17 protein-coding genes are annotated in these 14075 nt (G+C 66.9%); 4 read left to right on the forward strand and 13 right to left on the reverse strand.

All coding sequences use genetic code 11. From position 1 onward, the window contains the following. Position 1 precedes the first annotated feature (1 nt). The 11 genes from ABL844_RS31740 to ABL844_RS31790 all read right to left on the reverse strand — a co-directional run bounded on the left by ABL844_RS31740 (position 2) and on the right by ABL844_RS31790 (position 8289). Positions 2 to 619, reverse strand: a complete 618-nt coding sequence (locus tag ABL844_RS31740; RefSeq protein WP_418130084.1) for a hypothetical protein — start codon at positions 617 to 619, stop codon at positions 2 to 4. Next, positions 616 to 1242: a hypothetical protein gene (locus tag ABL844_RS31745; RefSeq protein ID WP_418130085.1), complete on the reverse strand. Its 627-nt coding sequence runs from the start codon at positions 1240 to 1242 to the stop codon at positions 616 to 618. Before ABL844_RS31745 ends, ABL844_RS31740 begins: the two co-directional genes overlap by 4 nt. Continuing rightward, positions 1239 to 3479, reverse strand: coding sequence for a phage tail length tape measure family protein (locus ABL844_RS31750; protein ID WP_369660283.1), 2241 nt, complete (start codon positions 3477 to 3479; stop codon positions 1239 to 1241). Before ABL844_RS31750 ends, ABL844_RS31745 begins: the two co-directional genes overlap by 4 nt. Before the next feature lie 91 nt (positions 3480 to 3570). Beyond that, complete coding sequence (locus ABL844_RS31755) at positions 3571 to 3921, reverse strand: DUF1799 domain-containing protein (protein WP_418130086.1); 351 nt, start codon at positions 3919 to 3921, stop codon at positions 3571 to 3573. 17 nt (positions 3922 to 3938) lie between these two features. Then, on the reverse strand, positions 3939 to 4289 hold the full coding sequence (locus tag ABL844_RS31760; protein ID WP_369660281.1) for a hypothetical protein: 351 nt from the start codon (positions 4287 to 4289) through the stop codon (positions 3939 to 3941). Between the two features lie 48 nt (positions 4290 to 4337). After that, a complete protein-coding gene (locus tag ABL844_RS31765; protein ID WP_369660280.1) occupies positions 4338 to 5267 on the reverse strand; it encodes a hypothetical protein in 930 nt (309 codons plus the stop codon). A 63-nt stretch (positions 5268 to 5330) separates the two neighbouring features. Then, complete coding sequence (locus ABL844_RS31770) at positions 5331 to 5813, reverse strand: hypothetical protein (RefSeq protein WP_418130087.1); 483 nt, start codon at positions 5811 to 5813, stop codon at positions 5331 to 5333. Positions 5814 to 5967: 154 nt separating this feature from the next. Beyond that, positions 5968 to 6237, reverse strand: a complete 270-nt coding sequence (locus ABL844_RS31775; RefSeq protein WP_369660278.1) for a hypothetical protein — start codon at positions 6235 to 6237, stop codon at positions 5968 to 5970. Further along, positions 6234 to 6884, reverse strand: coding sequence for a hypothetical protein (locus tag ABL844_RS31780; RefSeq protein WP_418130088.1), 651 nt, complete (start codon positions 6882 to 6884; stop codon positions 6234 to 6236). The genes ABL844_RS31775 and ABL844_RS31780 overlap by 4 nt, the downstream gene beginning before the upstream one ends. Next, on the reverse strand, positions 6881 to 7372 hold the full coding sequence (locus ABL844_RS31785) for a lysozyme (RefSeq protein ID WP_418130089.1): 492 nt from the start codon (positions 7370 to 7372) through the stop codon (positions 6881 to 6883). The genes ABL844_RS31780 and ABL844_RS31785 overlap by 4 nt, the downstream gene beginning before the upstream one ends. Before the next feature lie 194 nt (positions 7373 to 7566). After that, positions 7567 to 8289 (reverse strand): XRE family transcriptional regulator, encoded by a 723-nt coding sequence (locus ABL844_RS31790; RefSeq protein ID WP_418130090.1) that lies wholly within the window; start codon positions 8287 to 8289, stop codon positions 7567 to 7569. A gap of 362 nt (positions 8290 to 8651) precedes the next feature. On the opposite strand from ABL844_RS31790, the gene ABL844_RS31795 reads away from it, so the two are divergent. Genes ABL844_RS31795 through ABL844_RS31810 form a run of 4 tightly spaced genes read left to right on the forward strand, consistent with a single transcriptional unit; the run spans position 8652 to position 10258 of the window. Continuing rightward, on the forward strand, positions 8652 to 9047 hold the full coding sequence (locus ABL844_RS31795) for a hypothetical protein (RefSeq protein ID WP_418130091.1): 396 nt from the start codon (positions 8652 to 8654) through the stop codon (positions 9045 to 9047). Further along, entirely contained in the window at positions 9044 to 9292 is a 249-nt protein-coding gene (locus ABL844_RS31800) for a hypothetical protein (protein WP_418130092.1), read from the forward strand. Before ABL844_RS31795 ends, ABL844_RS31800 begins: the two co-directional genes overlap by 4 nt. Further along, positions 9289 to 9726 carry a hypothetical protein gene (locus ABL844_RS31805; protein ID WP_418130093.1) on the forward strand — a complete coding sequence of 146 codons (438 nt, stop codon included), beginning with the start codon at positions 9289 to 9291 and terminating at the stop codon, positions 9724 to 9726. Before ABL844_RS31800 ends, ABL844_RS31805 begins: the two co-directional genes overlap by 4 nt. Before the next feature lie 55 nt (positions 9727 to 9781). Continuing rightward, positions 9782 to 10258, forward strand: a complete 477-nt coding sequence (locus ABL844_RS31810; protein WP_369660271.1) for a hypothetical protein — start codon at positions 9782 to 9784, stop codon at positions 10256 to 10258. A 2-nt stretch (positions 10259 to 10260) separates the two neighbouring features. Here the strand turns inward: ABL844_RS31810 and ABL844_RS31815 are convergent, their stop codons facing one another. Next, on the reverse strand, positions 10261 to 11613 hold the full coding sequence (locus ABL844_RS31815) for an esterase-like activity of phytase family protein (protein WP_418130094.1): 1353 nt from the start codon (positions 11611 to 11613) through the stop codon (positions 10261 to 10263). Positions 11614 to 11692: 79 nt separating this feature from the next. Continuing rightward, a complete protein-coding gene (gene pbpC / locus ABL844_RS31820) occupies positions 11693 to 14056 on the reverse strand; it encodes a penicillin-binding protein 1C (RefSeq protein WP_418130095.1) in 2364 nt (787 codons plus the stop codon). Positions 14057 to 14075: the final 19 nt, after the last annotated feature.

The raw sequence follows: 14075 nt of genomic DNA on the forward strand, positions 1-14075 counted from the left end.
TTCATTTGCCTCGTGCTCGGGCCCAGTAGTTCAGTGCCATCTGCAGGTACTTGTTGACCCACACGGTGGGCGACCCGATCATGGAATTCAGGTACTCGAAACCCCGCTCGCCGGGGTGCCTGACCTGGTGCTGGGCATCGTTGGTCCGCAGGGAAGCGGGGTTCGAGCGCACGTCATAGGAGGCCGTGCGGCACTCCATAGCGATCTTTGCGGTGGTGCCGTCGCGCTCGACCTTCATCTGGTCCATGACGCCAGCGAAGCGCAGCACCGGCTCGCCGCTGATCTGCAAGGTGCCGGCGTCGAGCAGCGCGATCCACACGCGCACGCCCCTGTCCTGGTATTCGCTCGGGTCGCCGAGCGCGAGCGCGCGTGTTCCGATGTCGACGGGCGACAGCGTGAGCGTCAGCTTCTCCGCCGCACCGTCCTCGCTTTCGTGAAGCTCGCCGATGGAACCGAGATTGCCCACGCCCTGCCACGTCTCGCCCATCAGCTGGAGGCTGAGCGGCCAGTTCGTGAAGCGCGCCGTGCCGCTGCGCAGCTTGAGCTCGACAAGGGCCAACTGGCCGTAGGTCTGGGAGCGCGCGGCCGCTTGAAAGCCGGAGCTGGTCAGGATGGTCATTGTTCCCAGGCCTCCATCAGGTCCAGGCTGAAACCGCCCTGCGTGCGCGACTCCGAGGCCCAGGTGGTCTTGCTGTCGACCCGCCTCATCAGGCAGGTCGGCCGGTCCCAGACGACCGCGCTGCCGGCCACTACGGAGGTGCGCAGTACGGGCTCGAACCGCACGGTGATCACGCCCGCGGCGTCGGCCACCGCATCGGCCTGCACGTGCAGCATCTGCCGCTGGTTGGAGCCCTGGTTGACGCCGATCCAATCGCCCTGCAGCAGGGTCTTGTCGGCCTGCGAAGCGCCCATGCGAATGGTCAGCTCGGAGGCTCCCGCGGGCGCAGCCACCGCGGTCCACGCACCGCGCGCGGTGCCGCGCGGCACAGGCTGCAGCATGTCGTGCACGGCCAGCACGTTGACCTGGCCGCGCATCGAATGCACGAGCGAGCGCCAGGCTGCGGCATCGCGCATCAGCGGAATGCGCTCCTCGCTGACCAGTGTGCAGGTGCGACGCGCCGGTCCGAGCACCGCCACCTGCATCGCGCCCGATTCGCTGTTGCTGAAAGTCAAGTCGTAGGCCTGGAGTCCGAAGTCCTGCCGCTTCACGGGCAGATCGGACGGAAGTGTCACGATGTTCATTGGGGAAGCACCTTCACGCGCTTGAGTTGTTCCATCTGGCCGCGGTTGTTCTCCGCGAGCAGGCGTTGCATGTCGGCCATCACCGCGCCGCGGTCGGAGCGGGCGTCGATGTGGAAGACGTTGGATGGCGCGAACTGGATCGTCGGCACGGCATTGCCGCCACCGCCAGGCGCACTGACCCCGAGGCGGCCGTCCGCGCCGCGGCGCAGGGGCATGATGGCTTCGGGGCCGGCTTCGCCCATGAGGCCGATGCCGCTGGCGAAGGGGAAGAACGTGGGCTGGCTGACGACGCTGTTGGCGTAGGCGTGCAGGCCGGGGGAGGCGAAGACGTTGCCCTTGGCGCTGGCGATGCCGAAGATGCTCAGCACGCCGCTCAGGAGACTGCCGAACCAGCTTCCGCCGGAACCCGAACTCGAGCCAGTGCTGCCGCCTCCGCTGCCACCGGAAAAGATCCCCTTGAACGCGCCGGGAAGCCAGCTGGAGAACGCCTCGACGGCCGGCTTCAACGTCGCGTCATAGAGCGCGTCGGCGACCGACGCAGTGATCTTCTTCTTGAGCGATTCGCCCAGCTTGTCGAGTGCGTTGTCCTTGCCTTCCAGCAGGTTCACGAAGCCTTCGCGGAAGGCACCGCCGATGTCGTCGGACATCTTCTTGGCCTTGTCCTCGTTCTTCTTCTTTTCTTTCTCCGCGGCTTCTATGCCTTCGGCATCGCGCGTGACCGTCAGAAGCTTCTTCTCCGCGCCGATACGTGCCTCCAAGGCATCGAGATAACCGGGAATGACCTGCTCGGTGTTGTCGAGGTCCTGGTACTGGCGCTCGAGCTGCGCGATCGTCAGTTCTTTCAGAGCCGACTTGGTCTTGCCGTGTGCGACGTTCTGCGCTTCCAGCGCCGTCGTTTGCTCGAGAACACTGGAAGTCGACTTGCGCATCGATTCGAGCAACTCGCCCTGGCGCGTCTTTGCGGATTCGAGCGGTGACTGCTCGGTGCGCTCTTCGCCGCCTTCCGCGCGACCTTTGTCTGCAGCTTGCTTCGACGAATCCGTCGCGCCAGCCTTGCAGTCGCAGCAGACGACCTCGATGCGAGACCGCAAGCCATCGCGCTCGGCATGCTGGATGCCAGCATCCAGACCGCGAGCTGCCGACGAGCTGCGTGAGCGTTCCGCGGAGCCGGATACCGATGGAGCTGGAGCCCTTTTGCTCTGGTGAGCCGACAGTTTGGCGACAAACACATCGGCAACTCTTTCGACGTCGCTGGTTTCCTTGGCCTCCACGGCCGCGTCGACCGCGGACTTGGCTTCACTTGCGCGCGCGCCTTGCGCCGTCGCCTGCCTGCCTTTCAGCAGGCCCAGTTCTCTCAGCCTCTCGGGTTCGTCGACCCAGTACTGCGATGCGGGTCTGTGCGGGAAGCCGACGACAGCACCTCCTCCAGTCTCGGCCATGGGACTGCCGGCACCGCCATCTCGGCGCATGCGGTTGTCACGCGCCGTTGCGGCGCGCTCGTAGTCTTGCCGCGTCGTGGTACCTCGGCCGACATTGCGCACGAGGTCCTTGGGTAGATCGCCGAACTCACGCGCAAGCATGCGTGCCCGATCCACAACAAACATGTCCTGGATCTCTTGTCGGGATTTCTGGATCGAGTCCGTAGCAAAGGCTTTTTGCGCGACGGCGGCGGCGGCTTGGTTATCGCCTCGAATCACAAAATCTGCGATCTGCTTGGCGTTTTCAGGAGTGAGGAAGTTGCTCTTTGCGTTGAGCTCCTTGGAGTACCCCAGCGGATCGCTTGCCAGCTTCTTGAACTCTCCCACGGTATCGTTGATCGGGACACCCCGCCGATTCAATTCGAAGGCTGCCGTGGCTGCTTGCTGCAGAACATGACGTTGCACCTGGCCAGAGGCGACCATGCCGCTCAGGGCTTCTGCCGCTTTCGCTCGCGATCCGGCAGGCCCGGCGATCGCTATTTCCATTCTTCGGAGCTCGTCGTTCGTCACGGAGGCATAGTTGCCACTCGACGTCCTTGCTTGAGAGTAAGTCGCGTCTTCTCTCATGCCATCGACAGCGCCTTCGACCACAAAGCGACCCGCCTTCACAGCAAGCTCGATGCGTGGGTTAGCTCGAAGGGCGGCGGTCATCTGGGTGGCAGCGCCGGCAAGCTCCTTCAGCGCGTTCGTTGTGGCGGGCAACTCCTTGGTCACCAGCGAAGAGCCCGCAAGAGCTCCGTTTGTTTGTTCAGCAGCCATGTCTGTATGGTCCGTTTGAGCTAAGAAAAAAATGAGGCCGACATCTGCCGGCCCCATGCTTCTTCGATGGCCGGAGGCCCTCGCAGCGCCGCTAGACGTTCAGCACCGCGATGCCTTCGTCTTCCATCACCTGCAGCTGCAGGAACACTTCGCGCTGGCGTGCGCGGGGGATGCCGAGGCGCTTCATGGCGACGTCGACGGCGCCGAAGTCGAGGCCCTGGAACCACGCGCCCGCCACCCCTGCGACGACCCGCCACTGCGTTCGGCAGGCATGGAACACCTCGAATGCTTCCTGGTGTTCGGGCCATAGCTCGAAGGGTGGCGGGCCGCCGCCGCTGGCCGTCGAAGAGACGAGCCTGACCGGATCGAGACCGAGCGACGCGCACTGGCTGCGGAGATCGTCGTCCAGCTCGTCGTGGACGCGATGCGCTGCTCCGAGCACGAGGCGCGCGGCGCCTCTCAGTTTTTTACTGCGGCCGGGTACGCGTGTTCGAAGTAGCTGTAGGCAATGGCGGCCTCGAAGGACGGCCACTCTTCCACCGCCGCCGCGCGGTTCTCGGCGGTGCAGATGAAGGGCGCGCCATCGTCGCCGTCCAGGCCCTTCCAGTCGGCCAGCACCATGTCGAGCAGTTCCCTGTCGGTCAGGGTGCGACCTTCGAGGCGCGACTGCAGGGTGTCGTTTTCCGACTTGGTCAGGCGCTTGAAGACGGCGCTGAAGCGCACTTCCTCGACCTGGCCGTCACCTGGCACGCGCATCACCACCGGTGCGACGAAGGTCGGCTTCACGGCGATCTTGAGTTTCTGGGGCATATCTCTGTCTTTCCCTGTGTTCTGTGCTGATGGCGATGACGCTGAAGCTCAGCGCACGACGATCGACCACTCGTCGTTACCCGCGCCGGTGGGCACGAACTCGAGCGGCACGGTGATCATCTGCACGCCGTCGACGTCGTTGAAGGTCGGCTTGCCGATCTGCGCATGCGACGAAAGGAACTCGACGACGTTGTTCGCACCCTGGCCGTGCTTGAGCGCCAGGTTCACGCGCTGGCTGGCGCGGGCCATGCCGATCCAGTCCTTGGTGGCGACGGAGGTGTTCTCGAAGGTGACGGAGCCGGTCGACACGCGCGCGGTGATGTCCACGGCATCCACGGTCATCAGGTCGCGCTTGATCACGGTGTTTCCCGCATCGAAGCTGAAGGCGTTGGCGGCAACGCCGAGGCCGTCGAGCATGAGGGTGGTGTTGGCCTTGTTCACACCCAGCGGGTCCATGAACTTGCTGTAGTCGGCCACGGGCAGCGGCGCGTCCTCGGCGGGCACGAACAGGCCGGTGAACTCGAACTGCCACTTCGGGATGCCCTTGGCGTTGATGGTGGCCTTCACGTTGCCGTGCGCGTCGGTCATCTTGTAGACGGTGCCGTCGACGTTGCCGTAGATGGTGAGCGACTCCAGCGCGTCGGTGGCCGGCGTGAAGGTGGTGCTGACGCCCGGCGCGGTGTTGACGCTGATGGCGCAGCCGCGCATCAGCGCAGCGTACGCGGGCACGTCGCCGGCCGCGGCCACGCCTGCGATCTCCACCGAGAAGGCGATCTTGCTGTACTGCGTGACCAGCACCGAGCCGCGCGAGCCGAAGTAGGGGCGCACGTTGTCGCGCTGGACGACGTCGCCTTCGATAGGGGTGAGCGTGACTTCGCTCACCAGGATCGCGTTGGCCGCGCCGGTGGGCGCCGCGTCGGTGCCGCGTACCGTTTCAGCCTTGGCCAGGATGGCCATCTTGCGCATGAGTTTTGCCATGTCGGCGTTCTCCGTCAGTTGGTTGGTTTGGGTTGTCGAAAGGAAAGGTCTGCCTGCGTGCAGTCAGAGGTAGCGCCAGGTCCGCAACTGCAGCGCGACGCCGTGGCAGCGCGCGCCGCAGAAGGTGACCAGGCCGGTGCCGTCGACTTGCACGCCGTCGGTGCGCTTGTCGTCGGTGAGCGGGCCGGAGGCACATGTGCCGCCGAAGGTGGGGTCGGCGCGCACGGCGTCGCGGATGTCTTCGACGAGCGCATCGAACACCAGCTCCGTGGCGGCGACGTCGTCGAAGGCGAGATAGCCGTGCACGGTCCAGGTGTCGACGCTCATCGCGCGGCCCGCGGCATTCACGCTGCGCTCTTCGGTGGCGGTGCGGCGCAGCCACCAGCCACGCAGCTGCTGGCCACCGCCCGGCAGGTCGTACATGAAGAGCGCACGCTGCGCTGCTTCATCGGCCAGGGAGCGCTCGCGGTCGTGAACGCGGCCGATCTGGGGCACGTTGTTCAGCGTCTGCACGATAGCGCTGCGAAGGGTGTCGAGACGGCTCATGCCAGGGCTCCGTTGCGTGTGTGGGAAGTCGAGTGACTGCGGTTGAGGAGTTGCATCGATCGCTTCGTTGGTTGGTGTATGAACTGTCGCGGCGAAGGCCTTTTTGGCTGAGGCCGACATCCGCCGGCCCCTCGCACCGATGCATCGCAAAAGATCAGTTGATGCCGGGCCCGTTGCGGAACCACTGCTTCACGGCCTCCGCGAGCAGCGCCGTGCCGACGGCCATCGCGCCACCCGATGCGGCACCAAACACGGCCGCTCGCTGCTCGACGGTGCGAAGCCGCCCGTCGAGCGCGTCGAAGCGCGTGTCGAAGCCGTCCATGCGGCGGGTCTGCCGGTCCTGTCCGTCCTTCAGGGCCTGCACCAGCCCGTGGATCTGGCCGAGCAGCAGCAGCTCCTGTGTGCGTGCGTGGAGATCGCTCATTGCGTGGGTCTTTCTGTGAGGAACTCGATCAGCGCGCGATACCGGAGGCGGTCCGCTGCGCATGACCTGGCGTTGATGTCGTGGTTGGTCCAGGCATCGTCGACCGTGATGCCGGCATCAGCAGCACAGGCTTCGCCGGAGGTGTCAGCAAATCCGCAGGCACCCGCGGGTACGTCGGCGCCCGCGAGGGCGCTGTTCCACATCCAGACAGCAGCAAGGCTGAGGCGATGAGGGCCGCGGGCAGCGTCGCGCTGTGGGTCGCCAGGCGGCGCAGCATCCGGTGCCGGTCCGGATGCTGCAGCCTGCGCAGAACCGGCAGGCCGCTCAGCGCGGCGATCAGGAGCAACAGGAGGAATGACGAGAGAAACGCGCTGACGTAGATCACGGGTCGGGCCTTCGAGGGAGAGGTAACTGGACTGCAGCGCGCTCGCGCCGAGCTGGTACTGCGCCGAGGCGGCGCGTCCGCGCTCGTACTCGGCCTGCAGGTCTTGCGCGAGCTGCGTTGCGCGCTGCGCTTCCTTCTGCTGCCAGGCCGCGCGTTCCTGCATGCGGCCGGCACCGTGGATCGCGAAGCCGGCCGCGGCAAGAAGCAGCGCCATCAGCACGCCAGCGATCAGGCCCGCCCAGGCCCTGGCAGTGAGGTTCATTCCGCATTCCCCAGGCACTGCGCGTGCAGCTTGAGGCGGTCTTTCCAGAGACCCGCGCAGGTCTTGTTGCCGGGTGCTGAGCAGTCGATTCCGCCCGCGTACTTCCAGCCGAGGATCGCGTCGCACGCGCCCGCGTAGTCGCCCGCATCAAGGCGCTGCACCAGCACCGAGGTGCCGCCCTTGCGGCCACCGGTGCAGAAGTTGGATGCGCCGATGTTGTAGGCCAGGCTCACGTACGCGTCGTACTCGTGCTGGTGCAGCGGCACCTTCACGCATTGCTTCAGCGCGTGTTCGTAGGTCTGCACATCGCGCAATGCGCGCTGCAACGCGGGCACGGGAGTGGTGGTGTCGCCCATGCGCACGCCCTCGGTCGTGCCGAAGCCGATGGTCGGCACAGCCGTGCCATGAACGGGGTCGGGGTATGCCTTGTCGCTGTAGCCCTCGCGCGCGACGATGCCGACGAGCCCGGCAGCGCTGAGCGCGAGCACGGCAAGCAGCTGCCGCGGGGCCTGGCCCCGTTCACGCCCGCGGCGATGTCTGATGAAGAAGAAAGGTGTTCGGGAAGTGTCTTTGCCCATGGCCCGAATCGTCGGGCGCAAGGGTCAAATGACTGAGGCCGACATCGGCCGGCCTCGGCTTCAGGAAGCGTTGCTTCCTACACTGCGACGCCTGTCGCGATGCTTCAGATCTCGCCGCCGTGCCAGACGACGCGGCCGCTGATGTGCAGCTCCGCCGCCTGCTCGGCACTCAGCACCTGAGGCTTGTACGCGGGGTTGTAGCTGATGATCTGCAGGCCCCCGGTGGAGAAGTCGCGCTGCAGCACTTTCACGTAGTCGTGGCCGTCGAGCTGGATGACGTATACGCCGTCCTGGTCGAGCGACTTGCTCGCGGTGTCGACCAGCAGGATGTCGCCGTTGTTGATCTTGTCGGCCATCGAGTCGCCGCGCGCATGGACGATGCGCGCATGCGCCGGCTTCACGCCCTTGCGCGCCATCCACGAACGGCTGAACGCGAAACGACCCATGTGGTCCTGCGACCCGTTGACGGCGCCGTTGCCGGCGCTCACACGAACGTCGAGCAGGTCGACCAGCACGAAGGCCTCGTCGTCCAGCCCGGTCGACAGCTGGCTCGGCGGATGGACCGACTGAAACGGGTTGAGCTCGGCGGGATCGACCCCGAGCGCGATGGCCATCACATACAGCTGCTCGAGGCTGGCATCGCTGACGCCCCGCTCGATGCGGCCCACGGTATTGAAGTGGAGCCCGCTGCGCTGCGCGAGGTCGTCGATGGTCAGCCCCTTCTGCTTGCGCAGGTCGCGCACGCGCGCGCCCTGCGCCAAGGCCAGTTCACCGACACGAGCCTTCACCTCGGTGTCGTCGGGTGGAGTGTTGATTTGCGGCGTCACGGTAACTCTGGTTTGTGTGAACGCGCCGATGCTAGACATCTGAAAGTACTTTTGCAACCCATTTCAGGTTAAAGAACTTCGAAAAGTTCGTTTTCATGTTTTTCTTGATTGCAAAAACTCACATGATGTGCATAATCGAGTCAACAGACACAAAACAGGGTATTTATATGAACTGACACCCCGTTTGGGTTAAAGGCGTGTGTGCAGCTGGTCGAAACAACCCGATCCGGTTTGAAAAGACACCAGGGCACGCGCGTCGACACCGGCAAATCGAGCAGCAGTGCCACGAGCGAGGAGGAACGTACTGTGAGAAGAGACCAAGCCAGGACCAGTGCCCCGGCGCGCCAGCAAGGGGGCGAGTGATGCAGGAAAACACGACTTCCGAATGGTTCGTCGCCAAGGCGCTGATGGCGCTCGCGCAGCGCCACACCGAGGCCGGGCAGGAAGCATCGGCCGCCTCCGAACCCGCGCCCGACGCGGTAGTCCGCGATGCGGACCCGTTCGCCGAGCGCCTGTGGAACCTGCTGCGCATCCGGCGCGCGCTGACGGCCGACGAGGCCGCAGCCCTGCTGGCCGGCGAGGACGACGACCTCGCCCAGGGCCGCCGCCAGGCCGGTGCGCTCATGCTGTCCTGGTCGCGGCAATGCCCGCGGGCCGTGCGCGTGGAAGCGCGGCGGGTGGACGGGCTCAAGCGCTATGCATTGCTGCGCGACATCGGCGCCACGCCCCCGGCACCGCGCGGAGGCAGCGCCTCGTGACCAGTGCGCCGCCCTCATACATGAAGGAAGGCTGGTTCGCCCTGCTGCGCGATGCCTGCATCGGCCGCCGACGCTCCGAGATCGCGGCGCGGCTGCACCTGAGCGCCGCCGCAATCAGCCAGGTCCTGAACGGCAGCGGCAAGTACGGCGCGGGCAAGGCAAGCACCGATCGCATCGCCCGCCGGGTGCTCGACACCTTCGGCACCACCCCGACGAACGAAAAGGAAGAAGGAGCCACCGAATGAGCGTCACACCCGATCGAGACCTGACCGGCGAAGTTCAGCGCGCCGTCGCCGCGCATCTCGAAGCCAACGAAGCCGCCTCCGCGAAGGAGCTCGACAGCATGCTGGCGGAGCGCGTCGAGGGCTATCGGCCCGAGCCCGGCAACGGTGCGCTGCGGCAGCACCTGGCCAAGCTGGCCAGCAGCGGCCATGTGCACAGCGTGGCTGTCGGCGGCACGCCCCATTGGAAGCAAGGCCCCGGCCCCGTGGCGGGGCGCGTCGCGAAGGGCCGCCGGGTGATGCTGCTCGACTCGAGCGTCTACGAGCCCGAAGTCGTGCCGGTCATCAGACCGGGCGCCATGGACTTCGCGCGCATCCCGAGCCTGCTGCTGGGCCATCGCAGCGACTACCGGGGCGGCTCGAATCAGGCGCAGGCAGGCTGTGCTACAGCAGCCTGAGGAACAACGCAGACAACAACAACACGCCCCATCTGGATCAGAGGAACACACGACCATGCACGCCCAGGAATTCGTCAGCAGCGCACCGTTTCCGTCGAACAGGACCGATGCAGCCCCGTCGTCACGAGCTTCGAGCGGCTTCCGGCAGGCAGCCACCGCGCTGGCGAGCGAGCTGCTGCCGCCCCGGCTGCGCGAGTTCGTGCGCCTGATCGGATTGCCCGCGACGCTGCGGCTGATCGAGCGCTACGGCGGCCTGCGGATCTACATCCCGGCCCATCCGGCGCCGGACCATCCGCTGGCGAGCCTGATCGGCTTCGACAAGCTGCGCGCGCTGAGCGACGAGTACGCCGTCGATGGCATTGGCCTGCGCTTCGTGCTGCCGAAGGCCAAGCGGGCCTTCGACGCGATCCGCAACGAGCGGATACGCACCGACTTCAGCACGGGCAAGTCGGTACGGGCCCTGGCGGCGGAACACAGGCTGGTGGAACGGCAGGTCGCGCGCATCGTCGCGGACATCGCGTTCCAGCCGTAGCCTTACTTCGCCTGCAGCAGCGCCCCCGCCTCCAGCAGCACCAACTCGTTGTCGTCCACCTTGTTCGGCTCGCGGCTGCTCGAGAACGGCAGGTTGTTGTCGTTGCCGACCACGATGTGGGTGGCGTCGACCACGTCGACGTTCTCGATGGTGAAGAAGGGGAACTTCAGCACGCCGTCGTTCAGGGGCTTGCGTGCGAGCTTGTTCGGGTCGGCGATGTTCAGCAGGTCGATGTAGCCGATCTTGCGCACCGGGCCGCCCACGTTGGCATCGCTGAGCTCGACCTTGTAGACGCGCTTGAACCTGGCGATGTCGTGGAAGCAGTCGGTGCGCTTCTGGCCTTCGGGGCAGGCCTTGTCGCTGGTGCCTTCGCCGTTGTCGCGCTCGATGATGAGGCCCGTGCTGCCGTCGATCATGTTGAAGTCGCCGATGGCGTTGCCGTTGGCTTCGAGCACGTACTGCCAGTGGCGGCCCGTCCAGCGTTCAGCCTTGACGTCGAATTCCAAGACGCGCAGCGCTTCCTTGCCCTCGACCTTCTCGTAGTCCTTGGCCTCGGCGTTCCACACCGGGCCTTCGAGCAGCGCATACAGCTTGCTGCCGTCCTTCGACGAGGCCATGCCCTCGAAGCCCTTGGAGCGCTTGATCTGGAAGTCGACCGCGCCGCCCGGGGCGCCCGGCGTGGTCACGGCCGGATGGTCGGGCGAGCGCACGGCCTTGCCGTCGACCAGCGTGTCGTACACGGCGAGCACCTTGCCCTTGAGGTCGGCCTTGATGAGGAAGGGGCCGAACTCCTCGCCGATCCACAGTGCGCCGCCGGCGAACTGGAAGCTCTCGGGGTCGAAGTCCGAGCCGGTCAGGTAGCGCTGCTTGGTGCCTTCGTGGACGATGCGGAAGGGCACCTTCCTGTCGGGGTCGTGCAGGAAGACGGTCTCGATGCGGTTGAACTTGCCGCTCCTGAAGTCCACCTTGTAGTGGTTCAGGTAGAGCATGAAGTCGGGCGAGTTGGCCTTGGCGCCGGCGCCGTTGTCGGTGAGGATCCAGAAGCTGCCGTCGTCCATCTTCTTGATGCCGGAGTGGCCCTGCAGCGGCTGGCCCTTGAAGGGCAGCGACACGCCGGTGCCGCGGCCGCCCGAGAGGCCTTCGACCGAGCCCACGGCCTCGACGCGCTTGCCGGTGGTGAACTTGCCGCTGACCTGCAGGTCGGCCGGCGCATCCTTGGGCGCCGCGACGAAGCTCTGCGCTGGCAGCACCGCGTGGCCGGCGAGCGTGGCGGGAAAGGCGGTCTGCGCCTGGACTGCGGTGCATGCGAGGGCGGCAGCAAGGGCGACGAAGGACAGGGGAGCGAAACGCGTCATGAGCGGGAAAGGTTCCAAGTCGAAAACGCGTGACCATGCCGGCAAGGAGTGACGCGGCCATGACATGCCCCGCGCGACTTCAGGGCGCAATGTCGACCGTCACCTCGCGCGACTCGGCGCGCCCCTGGTCGTCGACCGCGCGCAGCAGGTAGCGCCGGCCGGATGACGCGAGATCGGGCATCCACGTGATGCCTTCACCCGGCGCGGCGCGGCCGATGAGCGCGTCGTCCGCGAACCAGTAGATCGCCTGCGTGCCGGCCCCGGCCTCGGCGCGCAGCACCAGCGGCTCGGGCTTCTTCGCGCGCAGCGTGTGGCGCACGCCGCGCAGCGGCGAGGTGATGAGGGGAGCACTTTCCGTTGCGTCACCGTCCGTTTTCTCGCAGCCGTCCGCGGGCGCACTCGCACGCGGCAGCCCGGCCTGCCGGAACAGCCGGCGCATGTCGCTGCCCCATTGCTCCACCACCTGCTGCCGCGCGTTGGGCTGCGGGCCGCAGACGACCTTGCCCGTGGTCTCGTCGACCCACACCGCGCGATGCAGGTTGCTGACCTGGATCGGCGACTTGCCCGCGATGAACCAGGTCATGGTGCGCACCGGGCACAGCGCATCGGGCAGGCCGCCAGTCGCCGCGCACACCTCCACCTGGCGCAGGTCGGGCGGGCGGCGCGATGCCATCTCGCCCGGGTCCAGCCGCTCGGCGCGCAGCGCGTCGACCATGCGAAGGAAGAGCGGCGCCGCGGCATCCACGCCCACCAGCGCCGGATTGCTGCTGCCGTCGAAATTGCCGACCCACACCACCAGCACGTGGCGGCCGAACACGCCGGCCGTCCATGCATCGCGAAAGCCCCAGGAGGTGCCCGTCTTCCATGCGATGGCCGGGCGCGCGGGCAGCGTGGTGTCGGGGCGCGGCGTGTGGCGCAGCATGTCGAGCGTGATGAACGAAGCCTCTTCGCTCAGCAGGCGCAGCGGCTGCACGGGCTTCTCGCCGGGCTGGGGCTGCGTGTAGCGGATGGGCTGCGAGATGCCGCCGTTGGCCAGCGTCGCGTACATGCCGGCCAGCTCCTCGGGCGTGACCTCGCCGCCGCCGAGCACCAGCGCGAGGCCGTAGTGCTGTTCGCTCTGCAGCTTCTGCACGCCCGCCAGCCGCATGAAGTCGTAGAGGCCGGGCTTCGAGAGCTTCGCGGCCACGGCCACCGCGGGCACGTTGCGGCTGCGGATCAGCGCCTCCTGCGCCGGCAGCGGTCCGGCGAATCGGTGGTCGAAGTTCTCGGGCGTGTAGGGGCCGAAGGAGGTGGGTGCGTCCTTCAGCATCGTCTTCTGGTGCAGCAGCCCCTGGTCGAGCGCGAGCGCGTAGATGAAGGGCTTGAGCGTGGAGCCCGGCGAGCGCTTGGCCAGCACGCCGTTGACCTGGCCGGAGATGGCGTCGTTGCGGAAGTCGGCCGAGCCGATCATCGCGCGCACCTGCATCGTCGACGCGTCGAGCAGCAGCGCGCTCGCGTTGTTCATGCCCACGTCGGCATGCGCGCGCAGGTACTGCGCCATCACGCGCTCGAGCGTGGCCTGCATGCGCAGGTCGATGGTGGTGCGCACCTCCTGCACGCCGCGCTCCTGCGCGAGCAGCATGTCGGTGGCGTGAGGCGCGAGAAAGGGCAGGCTGCCGCGCGACTGGGCCGACAGCGCGAGCTGCGCGTCGGGCGCATGCTGCTTCGCCGCGGGATCGCGCTCCGCCCACAGCGCGGAGAGGCGCTCGCGCGCAGCCTGCAGCTCCGCATTGCGCCCGCGCTCGGCGATGCGCTTGACGGGGTTCTGCGGAATCACCGCGAGCGTCAGCGCCTCTGGAAGGCTGAGCTTCGCGGCATCCTTGCGGAAGTAGATGAGGCTCGCGGCCTGCACGCCCTCGATGTTGCCGCCGTAGGGCGCGGTGTTGAGATACGCCTCCAGGATGTCATGCTTGCTGAAGCGGGCCTCCAGCCACAGCGCCGCGAAGATCTGCGCGACCTTGCCGGTGGGCGTGCGGCTGTCGATGCCGTACACGCGGCGCGCGAGCTGCATGGTGAGCGTGGAGCCACCCTGCCTGCGCTCGCCGCTGGCGATGCGCCATGCGCTGCGCACCAGCGCGGCCGGGTTGACGCCGGGGTGCGCGTAGAAGCGGCGGTCTTCGTACAGCAGCACCGCATCGACCAGCGTGGGCGAGATGCGATCAAGCGGCACCCAGAGCCGGTATTGCTCGTCGGCGGCGAGCGTGAGGCGCATCAGCTCGCCGCCTTGCGCGTAGACGGCGCGCGAGCTGCCGACGGTTTCGCTCAGCGGGGCGTGGGGCCACAGGCGCAGCAGCGCGAGCAGGAAGACTACGGCTGCGAAAGCGATGACTGCTCTCTTCCTCCCTCTCCCCCTGGGAGAGGGCTGGGGTGAGGGCATCGGCGACGGATCGAGCGCGGGGGTCATGTGAAGCGCCGCACCCTCA

The organism is Variovorax sp. 278MFTsu5.1, from assembly GCF_048305045.1.
GTDB lineage: Bacteria > Pseudomonadota > Gammaproteobacteria > Burkholderiales > Burkholderiaceae_C > Variovorax > Variovorax guangxiensis.